Genomic DNA, 15402 nt, shown 5'->3' with positions numbered 1-15402 from the left:
CGAGGCGCGATCAGGTCCCTGCTCGCGGCGCCGCAGGCGAGCGAACCCCTGACGGGAATGCCATGCTCGCGAAGACACCATCACGCCGGATCAGCGCATGCAGCAGCGCCGCTCCGATATGGGCGAGGATCGTGGCGAACAGCCCGTAGGCCAACACGGTGTGGAGCTCGCGTAACCAAGCGTAGACCATCGGGCTTTGCGGCAGGATCGGCGGCAGCACGAACGGTCCGACAAGCGTTACGGGGTAGCGGGCCGCCGACAGCATCGCCCAACCGACGAGCGGCATGGCCAGCATCAGCCCGTAGAGGACGATGTGTGAGGCATGTGCGGCCCGGCGCTGCCAGACCGGCAGATCCCGCGGCAAGGGCGGCGGTGGACGACGCCAGCGGTTCGCGAGCCGCAGGACGGCAAGGAGCAGGATCAAGAGGCCGAGCGGACGGTGCAGCGCGACCAGCGCGTGGTAGTCGGCGAGCGATGTCACCATCGCGACGCCGATCAGCAGCATGGTCAGGATCAGTGCCGCCATGCTCCAGTGGAGCAGGCGTGCCGGCAGATTGAAGCGGGTGCTGTCCGTCACAGTGAGGCTCCATCCGGTGATGTGCCGGCCACGGCGCTGGGCACCTTTTCCTCACCGGCGCGCCGGGTGAAGGATCGGGCATAGGCCGCCGAGCGGGCGCTCAGCAGCGGATCGTCGGAGGGTGCGATGCCGTCCGGCAGGACGAGCGGATCGAAGTTGATGTCCCGGCAAGTATCGGCTTCCTCCGGCGCTGTGCCGGTGAGGGTCAGCGTACCCACGTCCACACTCTCGCGGTCGGAGGGCTACGGGAGAGTCGCGTCGTCGGTGGCGTCACTCGCCTGACCCAGGGTCACGACAAGGTGCCAATGCAGCGGTTCCTGCCGAAGCTCGGCCGCGAGGGTGTCGAACAGGACATTCTTGGCGGCTTGCGCCTCCTGGGCGGCGGATCCCGGTTCCGGTCGCCGCTCCGGCACGAAAGCCCATCGCACCGGTGTCGTACGGCCATCGCTCGCCACGAACCGGAAGGCGTTCAGGCTCCGGAAGGTGCTGTCGGCAAAGCCGGCGGTGATCGTGCGCGCCTTGATCAAGGCTGCCGCCTTCGCACTCTCAGGATGCATGGCGAAGAACGCCTTCAGGCGCTCAGGGTCGGGCTTGCCGGTGGCCGGATCCGGCTTGGCGGCGAGCAACTGCTCGTAGAAGGCCTCCGGCGTGCGCACCGGGAAGACCGGGATGTTGTTCATGCCTGTGCGCCACTCCTCGCCCTCGGGCAGCCGGAAGCGCACGGCGAGGCTGCGCACTGTGGCTGCGGTATCGGCCGCGTAGGGCTGCCCGCCCGCGAGCGCGACCCGTCCCTCGACCGGCGTCACCCGCCCCGCCGAGAACACGCTGGCCTTCGAGAGACGGGCTCCTGCTCCGTTGCTGGCGAAGTCGCCGGCCACGCACAGGCCCTTGGCATGGTTGCGCCGGAAGCCGGGATGCGGACCGTTCACCTGCTCGAAGCGGTCGACGACGCGCGCCGGGGTCAGTGCGTCCGATGACAACCAGCCGCCCGCGTAGGTGAAGGCTCCGGCCGTTCCGGCGAGCACCGCGCCGATGCCAGCGAGGCGCAGCATCAGGGCGCGCGTGGTCATTCCGGGAGGAGCCCCGGTGAGGTGGTGCAGCAGGGTCATGGATGCCTCAGGTGTTCGTCGCGGTCGTGCGGCGAATCTCGTTGGCCAGGGGATGAAGGACGGCCGGATCGCGTGCGCCTACGAGGCTGTAGCCGAGCCCGTCCTGGGCCCAGGCGTAGCCGGCGGCGGACCCGGACCGGTGCTCACGCATGGGCGCATCGCCCGGCTGGGCCATGGGCCGCATCAGCATGACGAGGCGCGTGCCATGATGGTCGTCATACATCAGCAGACCTGCCGGACCGTGCGGCGTGGCAACCAGCCGTCCGCCCATCAGCCGGTAGCCGGAGGAAGTCAGGTCCGGCACGCCGACCCGGCGGTCGAGCCGGGCAGAGAACCAGCGGGCGAGTTCGTCACTGTCGCTCGCCGCGAGTTCGACCGGGCGCAGGCGGTCGGGGGCATAGACGGCGTAGTTCGCGCTCGCCTCCTGGGCCAAGGCATCGACCCCGGTCATCGGCGAAGACAGGGTTCCGCGAAGACCCCAGCCGCCCAAACCTCCGAGCGCGAGCAGGACGGCGGCGGCCGCAGCCTGCCAGGAGGGCAGACGCGGGCGCCGCCGTGCCTCGACGAGGTGTGCAAGGTTGAGCTGGGCCGGTACGGGTTCGGCGGCCACTGGGCCGAAGGCTCCGCGCAGGTCGTCACCGAGTGCGCGCATGCGCTCGACGCGTCGGCTGAGATCGGGATGGCGAGTGAGATAGGATTCGACCTCGGCTTTGCGCGCCGCTTCCAAGCGCTCGTCGACGAACGCCTGCAGGTCGTCCTCGGTAATCGGGCGCATGGTCACTTCACCCTCCTGAGCAGCGGACGCTTGACGGGAGCGGACGCGCTCTCACCGTCGATGAGCTGGATCATCCGGTCGCGCGCGCGCGACAGGCGCGACATCACGGTTCCGATGGGGATGGCGAGCACCTGCGCCGCCTCGGCGTAGGAGAGCCCCTCCACGCTCACGAGCAGCAGCACGCCGCGCTGCTCCTCCGGCAGAGCGTCGAGAGCCGCCGTCACGTCGCGCTGGAGCAGGCCATCGTCCTGGTTCGGGGCGACGGCCAAAGTCGCCTCCGGCGCATCCTCGACGGTCATGTACGAACCGCGGCGCGCGCGCTGGCGCATCTGGCTGACGGCGAGATTATGAAGAATGGCGTAGAGCCAAGTGCGCACGTCCCCGTCGGCCCGGCGCTGATGCCACCGGCCGATGGCGCGCTCCAGACAATCCTGAACGAGGTCGTCCGCATCGGTCGGGTTGTGCAGGAGCGCGCGGGCATAGCGGCGCAGGGCCGGAATGAGCGGCTCGATGAGGCGGATCATATCGCTCACGGCCATCCTCCTGACACGCGCGGACTTCGTTCGACCGCTCCGCCCGCGGCAAGCGCGCCCGGCGACGGTACGGGGACAGAGACGCCGTTCCCCGACGTTTATTCCGGAGCCAGCCTGATTTTTTTGGGTCGTATGTCCTGGCGGATGTCAGACGACGAAACCGCAATTTTTTGGGACCGAGCCCGGAATATTTCGCGGAAGATGGCGTCTGTCAGGTCGTTGCCGGTCCGATCGAAGTGTTCGGCAGCGAACCAGAGGAATCTGACATGTACAACATCAAGCACACCGCTCTCGTCCTGTTTGCCGCCGTCGGTGCTCTTGCCGCCGTCACCACGGGTGCAAGTGCAAAGGCCGTCGCGCCGGCTCAGGCCTGCTCAGGGAGCTGCACCTCGTCAATCGTCTCCGCCTGGACGGCCGGTGCAATGCCGGGCGACGAGTTCTTCGAGAGCGACACCGACTCCGCCAACGCCAACAACCCCGCCCTGCCGCCCTATGCCCGCGGCCGGGGCCAAGAGGCGGGTGGGCCCGCACGAGAGCTGATCCCGAACTGAACCGGCGCAAGCGTTCCCGCCTCTTGCAAATCCTGAGGTCGATCGAAGAGCACAGCCGGGCCTGCCTACGGCTGAAGGCGGCACGGCACATCAACAGCGTCGGCGTGATTAAGGCAGTAGCCGACGCCCTGTGCCTGCATGGCATTCCGGAACACATTTGCCGCGACAATGGCCTTCGGATGATCCCGAAGGCACGGCGCAAATGGGCCGCAAAAGCTGGTGCGCAGATCTATTACATCGCACCAGGATCGCGTTCGACTGCACTCGTCGCTCGGCGATCGGCCGCCCGCGCCGGTCACCTTCCCGGATCGGGCGTTCGGCACCCCATCGCGGCTACCATGCACCGGCCTCGCAACTGACTCGGTCCAAAATAAGGGGTCGGGTCAAGGTGATGATCATCATCAGGAACCGACAAAGCGGGGCCACACGAGGCACCGGCGCTGACGTCGCGGCGGGCGTCGTTCAAATGCGAGCGATCATCGCTAGCGCTGGCACACAAGATGTCAGGTGTTGGCGAGGCGGCTCAGCGTGTCGGTCAGCGTCAGGGCGAACAGGATCGCGAGCCAGAACAGGCCGCACGCGGCGGCGAGACGCACAAGGTGGTCGGCGCGGTTCAGGCGCATGAACAGCAGGGCGACCAAGCCGGCTTGTGTCGCGGCGAGGCCGAAATTCACGGCTGGAGCCCAGGGAGCATTGAGGTGGTAGGCGGCGAGCAGGCTTGCCGTCAGGAGCCCCAGCAGCAGAAGCCAGACGACGAGGCCGCGCAGCCAGATCGTGCCGGCCCTCGTCCGAAGACGCGCGCTCATGCGCTCCGCCCATCGAGGTAGAGCATCGGGTAGAGGAAGATCCAGACCATGTCGACGAAGCCCCAGTAGAGTGTCGCCACCTCCACCTGCGGGCTCGCAAGCAGGAAGCCCGGTGCGCGCCACTCCCGCCAGATGAGGCGGGCGATGAGGCCGACGCCGATCGACAGATGGATCGCGTGGACCGAGGTCGAGAGCCAGTAGAAGCCGAAGAAGAGCTGCGTGGCCGGCGCCTTGAGGGCGAAATCAGCGCCGGGCACGAGATGCTTCTCGATATCCTCGCGGTATTCGAGGCCTTTGACCACCAGGAAGGCAAGACCGAGCAGGACGGTCGTCGTAAGGCAGAACAGGGTGAGGCGGCGCAATCCGTCCTGCTCCGAGGCCTGCGCCGCGATGGCCGCGGTCAGCCCGCTGGTCAGCAGCAGCGCGGTGTTGAGGGTGCCGTAGACGATGCTGGTCTCGCGGGCCGCGGTCGCGAAGTCCGTCGCGTGCTCTAGGCGCAGCACCGTATAGAGCAGGAACAGCGCGCCGAAGAACAGCACTTCGCTGGCGAGGAAGACCCACATCCCGAAGGTGGCCCCGGCGCGCTGATACGCGAACGCGCCCGTCTCCGGCAGCCTGAGCCCGCCCCAGGGCTCGCGCAGATGGCGGCCGGCGGTTGGCGGCGTGATGTCACCGCCCGGGCTCACGTCAGCGCTCCTTGCTCGGCGATGCGATCGTCCTCGGCCGGCGCCGCGCTCTCGGGGTGATAATCGTAGGGGCGGCCGAGCACTTCCGGGTTGCCGAAGAAGTTCTGGCGCGGCGGCGGAGACGTCGTGCGCCATTCGAGCCCTGAGGCGTTCCACGGGTCGTTGAGGGCACGACTACCATAGAACAGCGACCAGGTGAGGTAGCCGAGCGGCATGAGGTAGGCCACCGCGAGCACGGCCGCGCCTGAAGACGACAGTACGTTCCAAACCTGGAACTCCGGAGGATAGGCGTAGTAGCGCCGCGGCATGCCGAGATAGCCGGCGATGAATTGCGGGAAGAAGGTCAGGTTGAAGCCGAAGAACATCAGCAGCGCGGCAAACCGCGCCCAGCTCTCCGGATACATCCGCCCCGTCACCTTCGGCCACCAGAAATGCAGGCCGGCGAAGTAGGCCGAGACCGAGGCGCCGACCATGATGTAGTGGAAATGCGCGACGACGAAGTAGGTGTCCTGCACGTGCACGTCGATCGGCACGGAAGCCAGGAACAGGCCGGTCAGGCCGCCCATGGTGAACAGGCCGAGGAAGCCAAGCGCGTAGAGCATCGGCGATTCAAAGCCGATCTGGCCGCGGTAGAGCGTGGCAGTCCAGTTGAACACTTTGATCGCCGAGGGCACCGCCACGATGAAGGACAGGAACGAGAAGACCAGGGCGGCAAACGGCGACATGCCCGAGGTGAACATGTGGTGGCCCCAGGTGAAGAAGCCGATCACCGCGATCGCCACCAGGGCGTAGACCATGAACGAGTAACCGAAGATGCGCCGCCGCGCGTAGCAGGTGATGACTTCCGAGATCACGCCCATCGCCGGCAGGATCATGATGTAGACGGCCGGGTGCGAGTAGAACCAGAACAGGTGCTGGAACAGGATCGGGTCGCCGCCCCGCGCCGGATCGAAGATCGGCAGGTTAAAGGTGCGCTCGGCGATGACGAGGACGAGCGTCAGGGCCAGCACCGGCGTGGCGAGCACAAAGATCAGGCTCGTCGTGTACATCGACCAGACGAAGAGCGGCAGCCGGAACCACGTCATGCCGGGCGCCCGCAGGTAATGCACCGTGGCGATGAAGTTGACGCCCGTGGCGATGGTCGAGAAGCCCGAGACGAACACGCCGAGCACGGCGAGCGTGACGAAGGTGTTCGAGAATACGGTCGAGTAGGGGACGTAGAAGGTCCAGCCGGTGTCGATACCCCCCGCCAGCACGGCGGCGAGCGTCAGCAGCCCGCCGGCCATGTTGAGATACCACGAGATCAGGTTGAGCTTGGGGAAGGCGAGGTCGCGCGCGCCGATCATCAGCGGCAGCAGGAAGTTCCCCATCGTCGTCGGGATCGACGGGATGAGGAAGAACCAGACCATGACGATGCCGTGCAGCGAGAACAGCTTGTTGTAGGTGTCGGCGCCGACGACGTCGCCCTGCGGCGTGAACAGCTCCAGCCGCACCAGCGTGGCGGCCGCGCCGCCGATGAAGAAGAAGAACGTGATCGACAGCACGTAGAGTATCGCGATGCGCTTGTGATCGGTGGTGAACAGCCAGGAGGCGACGGAATGGCCCTCGCCGAGATAGCTGACCGGCAGGCCGAGATCCAATTCGCGCGGATTGGCCAGCGTCGAGGCATCGGAAGAGGCGCCGCTCATCGGAGGCTTCCTGCGGAAGAGGGATGATGCGTCATTGCGGCGTCTCTCCCGAAGCGGGCGCGCCGGGCACCATGGCGGGGCTGCGCAGGGTCTGGTTCGCGGCGCCGTCCTGCGGGGTCTGGCCGGGCGCGCAGATGTTCTGCGCGGTCGCAAGGTTGAGCGAGCCGATCAGGTCGAACCGGTCGGTGCCGTGGCGGATATAGGCGGTGAGCGCCTGGATCTCGCCGTCGGAGAGCTTGCCCTCGTAGCTCGGCATGATCGGCTCGTAGCCGGCGACGACATCGCGCTGCGGCTGGAGGATCGAGTCGCGGATGTAGGCTTCATCCACGCTTGCCATGCGTCCGCCTTCCAGCGGCACCGACTGCCCCCAGATCCCGGCGAGCGAAGGCGCGTGCACCTTCGAACCGGCGTTATGGCAGCCGGAGCAGCCGCGCGCGGAGAAGAGCCGTTCGCCGAGTTCGGCGAGGCCGTCCCGCTCGGGCTGCCGTGTGAGCCACTGTGCGTAGTCCTGCGGCTCCATCACGATCACCCGGCCCAGCATGCGCGAGTGGTCGGTGCCGCAATACTCGGTGCAGAGCAGGTGATAGGTGCCGGTTTTGGTCGCCTGAAACCACGTCTCGGTCTGCTGGTAGGGCAGGGCGTCGCGCTTCAGGCGGAAGGCCGGGACGTAGAACGAGTGGATCACGTCCTGCGAGGTCAGTAGCAGGCGCACCGGCGCGCCGACCGGGACATGCAGCTCGTTGATCTCGCGCGTGCCGCTCGGCCCTTGCGTCTTCCACATCCATTGCTTGCCGACGACGTGGATCTCGATCGCATCCTTCGGCGGCGAGAAGGCGACGATCTCGACCGACGCCGCCCACCAGAAGATGAAGACGAAGATGAACAGTGTCGCGGCGGTCCAGCCGATCTCGAATTCGCGGGAAACGACGCTCGGCATCTCGCCGCGCTTGGCCGGGGAGCCGCGGCGGAACCGGATCGCGAAGGTCAGGACGAGCCCGACCACGAGCAGGACGATGGCCGAGGAGATCAGCAGGAGGCCGACGAAGATCGTATCGACCTTCGCCGCCTGAACGGAGGCCGATTCCGGTCGCAGGAACGCGGGGATCAGGGAATCGAGCATCAGCGCGCGCCTATCCCCGGACCGGTGCTCACGGGCGTGCTGACCGCGCCCGGCCCGGCGCCGGGCGAGAGCACGCGGCTCGACGCACCGCCGCGGCTGCCGAGCGCGGGCGTACGTTCCGGCTGGAGCGGGGCCGCGTAGGCCGCGTTGCCGCGCTCCGCGAGGCGTCGCATCGCCTCCTCGATCGGCATCCGGGCGATCCCGTTCGCGCGGTCGATCCAGGCGTAACCGTCGAGCTTGGCCCGCTGATCCCTGAGCATTGCCGCGAGGTCGGCCGCCGGGCTCTGTTGAAGCCGGGGCGCCGGAAACATCCGCGCCGTCTGAACCAGGGGGCCGAGGCCCTGGCGGTTATAGTAGTAGCGAAGCCCGCCGATGGTGACGGCGGTGAAGACGACGATGAACAGGCCGGTCAGCAGCAGCGGCTTGAGCCGGATATCGGGCGCCTCGGTGCCGGGCGGGGCATGGCCGACGACATCGTCGTGAACCCGCGTATGGAGTTGACCGCGCGCCGCGTCAGACATGACGGAGCCTCCCGGCACGCCGGATGATGAGCCGAGAGGCGAAGCGGGACAGGAGTACCAGCACGACGAGGGCGACCACGGCCGCCGCGGCGGCGGAGCCGGCCTCGTCGCCGTAAGCCGGGAGAACGAGCCAGGCGAAGTGAACCGCCACGCCGATCAGCACGAGCAGGCCAACGCCGCGCATCAGCGCCGGACTGTTCCGAACGGCGGAGAAGAGCAGGGCGAGGAAGGGTAGGATCCCGCCGAGGATCAGGCTCGCCACGAGGACGCCGCCCCAGGGGCTCGCGCCGCGCTTGAGATACCACGCCGCCTTGGGCGGAAGGTCGCCGTACCACGCCACAATGTAGGACATCAGCTCGAGGTAGATCACACCGAGGAGCGTCGCGAGCATCAGGCCGGCGAGGTCGGAGGCGCCGCGCGCGTCGAGGCTCGGCGGGCTGACCAGAGCGGCGAAAGCAAGTGCCGCGAGGATCTGATGGAGGGCGACGTCGGCGGGAAAGGCCGAGGCGTTGAAGCCGGGCTCGACCGAGAGGATCCAGTCGACGGAGACGAGGCTGATGCTCAGACCATAGAAGGTGAGACCGAGGGCGGCGGCGAGCGTGCCGGCGCGCCCGGACAGGAACAACGCTGCAAGCGCCGACCAGCCGAGCAGGGTTACGGCTGCACGGACGAGGAACAGCGTCGGATCGAGGTAGAGGCGCAGGACGTCCGGCTTGGCGCCAGTGCCTGCGGCCCAGGGATAGGCGGCGTGTAGCCCGAGGGCGACACCGAGGAAGGTGACGGCGGCGAGCGGCACGAGGGTGGTCGCCGGCCGCAGCACCGGAGCGAGAGCCTCGCCCCAGCGCCCGCCGGTCACCCTATGGATCATCACGAGGACGAGGGCACCGAAAGGCACCGCGCTCCACACGATCCAGGCCAGCAGCCAGCCGCGGGACAGGGCATCGCTCACGGCAGCTTCTCCGCGAGATCGGGCGCCTCGGCGACGCGGGCGCCCTGCGAGAGCTGCAACGCGCGGATATAGGCGGCGATCGCCCAGCGGTCGCGCGGCTCGACCCGGTTGGCGTAGGCGTACATCACACCGTAGCCGCGGGTGATGACATCGACGAAGTAGGCGGCCGGCGCCGCCCGCAGGCGGTCGTCGTGATAGGAAGGCGGGGCGGGAAAGCCGCGCTGCACCACCATGCCGTCGCCATGGCCGGTATAGCCGTGGCAGGGCGTGCAGATCGCGTCGTAGCGCTGGCGACCGCGCTCCAGCAGTGCCGCATCCACGGGCGGCGGCTCGCGCAGGGCGGTCTCGCGTTCGAGTGCGCCGATCGCGACCGTGCCCTCCGGCGGGCGGCGCGCCTCCGCGTGATCGGGGAAGAGCGGGGCCTTGCCATAAACCTCGTAACGCGCCTGCTGGCGCATCGACTGGTCCTCGCAGGCGCCAAGGGTGAACAGCAGCGGCAGCAGCAGGGGGAGGGCGCGCCTCACGGGTGCATCTCCGCGACGAGGAGGGCGCCGGCCCGCTCCAGGCTCTCGCGAAGCGCCGTCGCGTCGGTGTCCTTCGACGCGACGAGGAGCAGGAAGCGGTCCTGGCTCGCGCGCTCGAATTGCGGGATCGCGAAGAGCGGATGGTGCAGGCGCGGCAACCCGCAGGTCCAGAACAGGGCGATGAGGCCCGTGATCGCCGCGATCAGCACGCCGAATTCGAACGGCACCAGCAGGAAGACCGGCCAGGAATGCAGCGGACGCCCGCCGGTGTTCAATGGGTAATCGATCACGGAGGAGTACCATTGCAGGGCGTACATCGCCGCCGCCGCGCCGAAGCCTGTCAAAGCCATCACCGGCCGCACGAGGTTGCGCGGCGGCGCGAAAGCGTTCGTGAGATCCGGCACCGGGAAGGGCGTGAAGGCGTCGAGCGCGCGGTGGCCGTCGGCGGCGGCCAGCCGCATCGCCCGTACCAGCGCGTCGGGGTTGTCGAACTCGGCGAGCAGCGGGGCGCTCATGCCGTCCCCCTTGCGCCGCGCCCTCATCGTGGGCGAGCTGGCTGACCTCGTGGATGGAGACGATGGGGAAGATCCGCGCCAGCACGAGGAAGCCGAAGGCGAACAGCCCGAGCGGCGCGATTAGGATCACCACGTCGTAGAAGCTGACGTGATAGGTCCGCCACAGGCTCACGGCGTGGCCGTGCGAGAGCGTGTTCCAGACGATCAGAATGCGCTCGAGCCACATGCCGAGATTGATCACGATCGAGATGATCGCGAGCGCCCATAGGTTGAGGCGCACCCGGGCGAACCAGAGCGCCTGCGGCACGAGGCAGTTGCAGAACAACAGGCTGTAATAGAGCCAGCGATAGTCGCCGGTGAAGAAGTAGGCAATCACGGCGCGGTCGGCGTGATCGCCGCCATACCAGCCCATGAACCACTCCGTGGCGTAGGAGAAGGTCATGACGACCGAGGCGAACAGCATCACCTTCGCCATGGCGTCGAAATGGGCCGGGGTGATCACCGCCTGAAGGTTCAGGCCCCAGCGGATGATGATGGCCAGCACCACCACCATGGCGAAGCCCGAATACATCGCCCCGACGACGAAGTAGGGCGGGAAGATCGATTCCTGCCAGCCGGGCATCAGGCTCGCGGCAAAGTCGAGGCCGACGATGGAATGGACGGAGCAGACCAGCGGGACGGCCAAAGCCGCCATGGTCTTGTGGAAGGTCTCGTAGACCGCCCAGTGCCGGGCCGAGCCGCGCCAGCCGAGCGCCAGCGCGCCGTAGATCTTCCTGCCGAGGCGCGATTGCGCCCGGTCGCGCATGGTCGCGAGGTCGGGCAGCAGGCCAGTGAACCAGAAGATCAGGGAGAACAGGAGGTAGCTGAGGATCGCCCAGAAATCCCAGACCAGCGCCGAGCGCCATTGCGGCCAGAGATCCATGGTGTTGGGGTAGGGGGCGAGCCAATACGAATAGAGCGGCCGCCCGAGATGGATGATCGGGAAGATGCCGGCGATGGCGGCCGCGAACAGCGTCATCGCCTCGGCGAAGCGGTTGATCGAGGCGCGCCAATGCTGGCGCGTCAGCAGCAGCATCGAGGAGATCAGCGTTCCGGCATTGCCGATGCCGATCCACCAGACGTAGTTGGCGATCGAGAAGCCCCAGACCACCGTGGTGTTCACCCCCGAGAGGCCGATGCCGACGGTGAGCACCGCGCCGATGGCGATCACGGTGGCGAGCACCAGCGGCAGCACGCCGACGAAGGCGATGACCCAGGCCCGTCCCGGCCCGCGCCTCTGGATCGGATCGGCGACCGCGGCGCAGATCTCGCCATAGCCGAGACGCTCGCGGGCGATCCAGCGATGGGGCTGGGCATGCCCGCTCACGCGCGATCCTCCTTCAGATCCGGGTTCGGGGAGCGAAGGTTCGCGAGGTAGGTCGTGCGCGGGCGGGTGTTCAGCTCCTCCATCAGCGCGTAGTGGCGCGGGTCCTTGCGCAGTTCGGTGATGGCGTTGCCGGACTTTGCGAGGTCGCCGAACCGGATCGCCCGCGTCGGGCAAGCAGATTGGCAGGCGGTGACGACCGCGCCCATCTCGCGCCCGTCGCGCTCGGCCGCCTGCCGCTCGGTGGCGATGCGTTGGATGCAGTAGGTGCACTTCTCCATCACGCCGCGGGCGCGGACGGTGACGTTGGGGTTGCGCTGGGCCTTCATCGATTCCGCGCCGAGATTGGCATAGGGCTGGCCGTCGGCGTAGCCGAAGAAGTTGAACCGGCGGACCTTGTAAGGGCAGTTCGCCTCGCAGAAGCGGGTGCCGACGCAGCGATTGTAGACCTGAAGGTTCAGGCCCTCGCCGTCATGGACCGAGGCCGCGACGGGACACACCGGCTCGCAGGGCGCGTGCTCGCAATGCATGCAGGGCACGGGCTGGAACCCGGCGCGCGGCGCCTCCGGGCTGCCCTCGTCGTAGATATCGACCCGCAGCCAATGCATCATCCGGCCCCGCGCGATCTCTTCCGGCCCGACCACGGGCACGTTGTTCTCGGACTGGCAGGCAACGACGCAGGCGTTGCAGCCGATGCAGGCATCGGTGTCGATCACCATCGCCCAGGCATGGCCGTCGGCATCGCCCTTCCACGGATCGAGCAGGGACGGCTGATCCGCGCCGGCGCCCTTCGGCTCGGCACTTGCCAGCGCCGCGAGATCGATCTGCCGGAACAGCTTTTTAGTTTCGCCCTCGATCTCGACGTAGTTCTGCGTGCGCAGGATCGTTTCGGTTCGGTCGGACTTCGCGAGATCGACGCCGGTCACGAGCCAAGGCGACGCCTGCGTCACCAGCCCGTAGGCGTTTGCACCGATACCGTTGCCGATGGCGCCGGCCCGCTCGCGGCCGTAGCCGAGTGTCAGCACGCCGACACCCTCGGCGACGCCGGACTCGGTGATGACCGGCACCTCGATCGAGCGCCCGCCCGCGCTCGCGCGCACCACGTCGCCGGCCGCCAGCCCGCGCCGCCGGGCTTCCGCGCGTGAGAGCGCGAGCGCGTTGCCCCAGACCTGCTTCGAGATCGGCTTCGGGCATTCCTGAAGCCAAGCATTGTTGGCAAAGCGCCCGTCCCAGAGGCACGGGTCGGGACGCAGCTCGACCGTCAGCCCCTCGGCCTGGCGGGTCTCGGGAAGGGTCGGCAGGCGCGGCTCGCCGGGATCGACGATGGGCGCGGCGCTGTCCGCAACGATGCCGTCATGCAGGCAGCGGCGCCACCAGCCCTCGAAATCGGCGCCGCCGCGCTCCCGCCATGTCTCGCGCACGAGCGCATAGCCCGAGGTCGCGCTGCGGCCGGTGAACAGCGGGAGGATCTCGTGGAGCGAGCGCCCGTCGTAGAGCGGGCGCAGCAGCGGCTGTACGAGGCTGACCGTGCCATCCGTGGCGCGAAGATCCGACCAGCTCTCCAACTCGTGCGTCAGAGGCAGGTGCCAGTGGGTCGCTCCCGCGGTCTCGTCGCCGTGCAAGCCGGCATGGACGCTGAAGCGGGCGCGGGCGATGCGCCGGGCAAGATCGAGGTCGGCCGGTGCCGTCGCGACCGGATCGCCACCGAGGATGGCGAGGCAGATCACGCTGCCGCGGTCGAGCGCCTGGGCGAGATCGGCGAGCGTCGCCGGAGCACGACCCTCGATCCGGTCGGGCGGCGCGATGACATCGACCGGCGCGCGAAGTCGCGCGTTGATCCAGTGGGTCAGCGCGTGCCATTCCGGCGGGAGGGCGGGGCCGGCGAGCACTAGAGCGCGACCCTGATGCGCCGTCAGATCGGCGGCGGCCGCTTGTGCGAAGCGGCGGGCCGCCTCGGGCAGATCGGGCGCGGCCAAGCGGGCACCGAGCGCGTTGGCGACGCTCGTCAGGATCGCGGCCTGTTCGAGCGGCGTCACGGCGCGCCGCGCATCCGCCTTGACGCCCGTGAGCGTCAGCGCCGACTCGGCCACGTAGAGGCGCCCGAACCGGGCCGGATCGCGGCGGCGCTCGGCGAAGGCGCGCGCCAGGCGGATCTGGTCCGGCCCGGCCCCGAGCGGGTCTGCGCCGACGCACAGGATCGTCTCGGCCCGATCGAGCCGCGGCAGGGCCCGCAAGGGGCGGCCGAAGGCGAGTTCGGCTCCCCGCTCGGCATTCGCCTCGTCGATCGCCTCGTGAACATGCCAGACCGCCTCCGGCAGGGCTTGCAGCAGGGCCTCGATCTGGCGGGCGAGCGTCGGCGAGGTGACGCGGCCGGTCACGAGGTGCAGGCCACGTCCGCGCGCGCCGCGCACGGTGGAAAGCGGCCCGCTCAGAGCGCGCTCGAACATGTCCCAGGAGGCGATGCCGTTGACGCGCTCGGTCACCGTGCGCGAGCGGTCGGGATCGTAGAGGTCGAGGATCGCGGCCTCGGCGAACACGTCGGTCGCCCCCAGGCTGCTGGGATGGAGCGGATTGCCCTCGATCTTGATCGGCCGTCCGTCGACGGCGATGGCGTGGACGCCGCGGGCCCAGCCACTCAGGGACAGAGTCGTGGCGTAGCGCACCGGTACGCCGGGCAGAAGCTGCTCGGGCGCGCGGACATAGGGCACGATCTCGTCGACCGGCTTCGAACAGCCGCCCGCGGCGAGCGTGATGCCCGCTCCGAGAAGTCGCAGCGCCTCGCGCCGGGAGGGCGGGGTCAGCGGTGGCATATCGAGCACTCGCTCAGCCGCTCGGCTGACTTGATGTGGCGCTCTTCCATGAAGCGCGCGCCGATCGCCGCCTGATCGGCCGGCGGCTTCCAGTTCATATCGAACACCGCCTCATGCGGACGCAGGTTCGGCGCCGGATCGCGGTGGCAGTCGAGGCACCAGCCCATGGTGAGCGGCGCGGCCTGCCGCATCAGCTTCATGGTCTGGACTTCGCCGTGGCACGTCGAGCAACCAACGCCCTTAGCCACGTGCACGGAATGATTGAAGTAGACATAGGCCGGGAGGTTGTGAACGCGGTTCCACTGAAGCGGTCTCTCCTCGGCGAGGCTCTGGCGCACGGGCGCAAGCATCGGAGCGTTGGTCCATTCCTGCGAATGGCAGCTCATACAGGTCTCGGTCGGGGGAATGCCGGCGAAGGCCGCCTTCTCGACCGAGGTGTGGCAGTAGCGGCAATCGATCCCGAGCCCGCCGACATGGTGCTCGTGGCTGAAGGGAACGGGCTGCTCGCGGGTCACGTCCTGGGCCGTGGCGTAGGGCGAGCGCCAAAGCGCGTAGGCGAGCCCCACCGCCAGGACCGGCGCAGCGCCGATCGAGGCAAGAACGACGCGGGCGACCGTATCCGCTCCTGGATGAAATACCTGAACCATCCCGCGCGGGCAGCCTTCCGTCCGTCACCGTTCATATCTTCGGGGATTAAGGCTGGCCGATATTCGTTCTTTCCGCAAGAAAGCCGCTGAGATATCGACCTAAATTGTTTGTCATCGCCCTAATACAACGGTACCGACGCGTCTTATTATTCACGCCTTGCTTACAGGGCGTGCTCTTCTTCTTTCTCGGTGGCGATCAAAACGCGATGAGTTTTGCGCGCTCGCCTT

14 protein-coding genes and 3 pseudogenes are annotated in these 15402 nt (G+C 68.2%); 2 read left to right on the top strand and 15 right to left on the bottom strand.

Features of this window, described 5'->3' with window-relative positions:
• Positions 1–10: 10 nt before the first annotated feature.
• The 4 genes and pseudogenes from OVA30_RS21645 to OVA30_RS21630 form a co-directional block, all read right to left on the bottom strand.
• Entirely contained in the window at positions 11–577 is a 567-nt protein-coding gene (locus OVA30_RS21645; RefSeq protein WP_268176848.1) for a cytochrome b, read from the bottom strand.
• Positions 574–1686 (bottom strand): annotated as a pseudogene (locus tag OVA30_RS21640) (catalase family peroxidase). Before OVA30_RS21640 ends, OVA30_RS21645 begins: the two are co-directional and overlap by 4 nt.
• Positions 1687–1693: 7 nt before the next feature.
• Positions 1694–2461: an anti-sigma factor family protein gene (locus OVA30_RS21635; RefSeq protein WP_268176847.1), complete on the bottom strand. Its 768-nt coding sequence runs from the start codon at positions 2459–2461 to the stop codon at positions 1694–1696.
• A gap of 2 nt (positions 2462–2463) precedes the next feature.
• Positions 2464–2994, bottom strand: a complete 531-nt coding sequence (locus OVA30_RS21630; protein ID WP_268176846.1) for an RNA polymerase sigma factor — start codon at positions 2992–2994, stop codon at positions 2464–2466.
• A gap of 266 nt (positions 2995–3260) precedes the next feature.
• On the opposite strand from OVA30_RS21630, the gene OVA30_RS21625 reads away from it, so the two are divergent.
• Positions 3261–3545 carry a hypothetical protein gene (locus OVA30_RS21625; RefSeq protein WP_268176845.1) on the top strand — a complete coding sequence of 95 codons (285 nt, stop codon included), beginning with the start codon at positions 3261–3263 and terminating at the stop codon, positions 3543–3545.
• A 17-nt stretch (positions 3546–3562) separates the two neighbouring features.
• Positions 3563–3872, top strand: a pseudogene (locus OVA30_RS21620) (IS3 family transposase); the annotation flags it as partial.
• Positions 3873–4048: 176 nt separating this feature from the next.
• On the opposite strand, the gene OVA30_RS21615 reads toward OVA30_RS21620, so the two are convergent.
• The 11 genes and pseudogenes from OVA30_RS21615 to OVA30_RS21565 form a co-directional block, all read right to left on the bottom strand.
• The gene (locus OVA30_RS21615; protein ID WP_268176844.1) at positions 4049–4351 is read right to left on the bottom strand and encodes a cytochrome C oxidase subunit IV family protein; all 303 of its coding nucleotides are present in this window, start codon (positions 4349–4351) and stop codon (positions 4049–4051) included.
• Positions 4348–5037 (bottom strand): cytochrome c oxidase subunit 3, encoded by a 690-nt coding sequence (locus tag OVA30_RS21610; RefSeq protein WP_268176841.1) that lies wholly within the window; start codon positions 5035–5037, stop codon positions 4348–4350. The genes OVA30_RS21615 and OVA30_RS21610 overlap by 4 nt, the downstream gene beginning before the upstream one ends.
• Positions 5034–6725, bottom strand: coding sequence for a cytochrome c oxidase subunit I (ctaD, locus tag OVA30_RS21605; protein ID WP_268176839.1), 1692 nt, complete (start codon positions 6723–6725; stop codon positions 5034–5036). The genes OVA30_RS21610 and ctaD overlap by 4 nt, the downstream gene beginning before the upstream one ends.
• A gap of 31 nt (positions 6726–6756) precedes the next feature.
• Entirely contained in the window at positions 6757–7845 is a 1089-nt protein-coding gene (gene coxB, locus OVA30_RS21600) for a cytochrome c oxidase subunit II (protein ID WP_268176837.1), read from the bottom strand.
• Positions 7845–8366: a hypothetical protein gene (locus tag OVA30_RS21595; RefSeq protein WP_268176836.1), complete on the bottom strand. Its 522-nt coding sequence runs from the start codon at positions 8364–8366 to the stop codon at positions 7845–7847. The genes coxB and OVA30_RS21595 overlap by 1 nt, the downstream gene beginning before the upstream one ends.
• Positions 8359–9315 (bottom strand): hypothetical protein, encoded by a 957-nt coding sequence (locus tag OVA30_RS21590; RefSeq protein WP_268176834.1) that lies wholly within the window; start codon positions 9313–9315, stop codon positions 8359–8361. The genes OVA30_RS21595 and OVA30_RS21590 overlap by 8 nt, the downstream gene beginning before the upstream one ends.
• Entirely contained in the window at positions 9312–9839 is a 528-nt protein-coding gene (locus OVA30_RS21585) for a c-type cytochrome (RefSeq protein WP_268177524.1), read from the bottom strand. The genes OVA30_RS21590 and OVA30_RS21585 overlap by 4 nt, the downstream gene beginning before the upstream one ends.
• Entirely contained in the window at positions 9836–10354 is a 519-nt protein-coding gene (locus tag OVA30_RS21580; protein WP_056114195.1) for a DUF3341 domain-containing protein, read from the bottom strand. The genes OVA30_RS21585 and OVA30_RS21580 overlap by 4 nt, the downstream gene beginning before the upstream one ends.
• 4 nt (positions 10355–10358) lie before the next feature.
• Positions 10359–11720, bottom strand: a pseudogene (nrfD, locus tag OVA30_RS21575) (NrfD/PsrC family molybdoenzyme membrane anchor subunit); the annotation flags it as partial.
• On the bottom strand, positions 11717–14527 hold the full coding sequence (locus tag OVA30_RS21570; protein ID WP_268176832.1) for a 4Fe-4S dicluster domain-containing protein: 2811 nt from the start codon (positions 14525–14527) through the stop codon (positions 11717–11719). The gene OVA30_RS21570 and the pseudogene nrfD, both read right to left, overlap by 4 nt.
• The gene (locus OVA30_RS21565; protein WP_147019315.1) at positions 14515–15174 is read right to left on the bottom strand and encodes a cytochrome c3 family protein; all 660 of its coding nucleotides are present in this window, start codon (positions 15172–15174) and stop codon (positions 14515–14517) included. Before OVA30_RS21565 ends, OVA30_RS21570 begins: the two co-directional genes overlap by 13 nt.
• Positions 15175–15402 lie beyond the last annotated feature (228 nt).

It is taken from the genome of Methylorubrum sp. SL192 (genome assembly GCF_026672325.1).
Lineage (GTDB): Bacteria > Pseudomonadota > Alphaproteobacteria > Rhizobiales > Beijerinckiaceae > Methylobacterium > Methylobacterium extorquens.
The sequence above is the reverse complement of the archived record's forward strand: the minus strand, read 5'-3'. Positions and strand labels throughout refer to the sequence as shown.

What these genes read in the sequence shown, in the direction of transcription:
- OVA30_RS21635 (WP_268176847.1), bottom strand. Translation starts at nt 2,461, where the DNA reads ATGCGCCCGATTACCGAGGACGACCTGCAGGCGTTCGTCGACGAGCGC.
- OVA30_RS21625 (WP_268176845.1), top strand. Translation starts at nt 3,261, where the DNA reads ATGTACAACATCAAGCACACCGCTCTCGTCCTGTTTGCCGCCGTCGGT.
- OVA30_RS21615 (WP_268176844.1), bottom strand. Translation starts at nt 4,351, where the DNA reads ATGAGCGCGCGTCTTCGGACGAGGGCCGGCACGATCTGGCTGCGCGGC.
- ctaD (WP_268176839.1), bottom strand. Translation starts at nt 6,725, where the DNA reads ATGAGCGGCGCCTCTTCCGATGCCTCGACGCTGGCCAATCCGCGCGAA.
- coxB (WP_268176837.1), bottom strand. Translation starts at nt 7,845, where the DNA reads ATGCTCGATTCCCTGATCCCCGCGTTCCTGCGACCGGAATCGGCCTCC.
- OVA30_RS21595 (WP_268176836.1), bottom strand. Translation starts at nt 8,366, where the DNA reads ATGTCTGACGCGGCGCGCGGTCAACTCCATACGCGGGTTCACGACGAT.
- OVA30_RS21580 (WP_056114195.1), bottom strand. Translation starts at nt 10,354, where the DNA reads ATGAGCGCCCCGCTGCTCGCCGAGTTCGACAACCCCGACGCGCTGGTA.
- OVA30_RS21570 (WP_268176832.1), bottom strand. Translation starts at nt 14,527, where the DNA reads ATGCCACCGCTGACCCCGCCCTCCCGGCGCGAGGCGCTGCGACTTCTC.
- OVA30_RS21565 (WP_147019315.1), bottom strand. Translation starts at nt 15,174, where the DNA reads ATGGTTCAGGTATTTCATCCAGGAGCGGATACGGTCGCCCGCGTCGTT.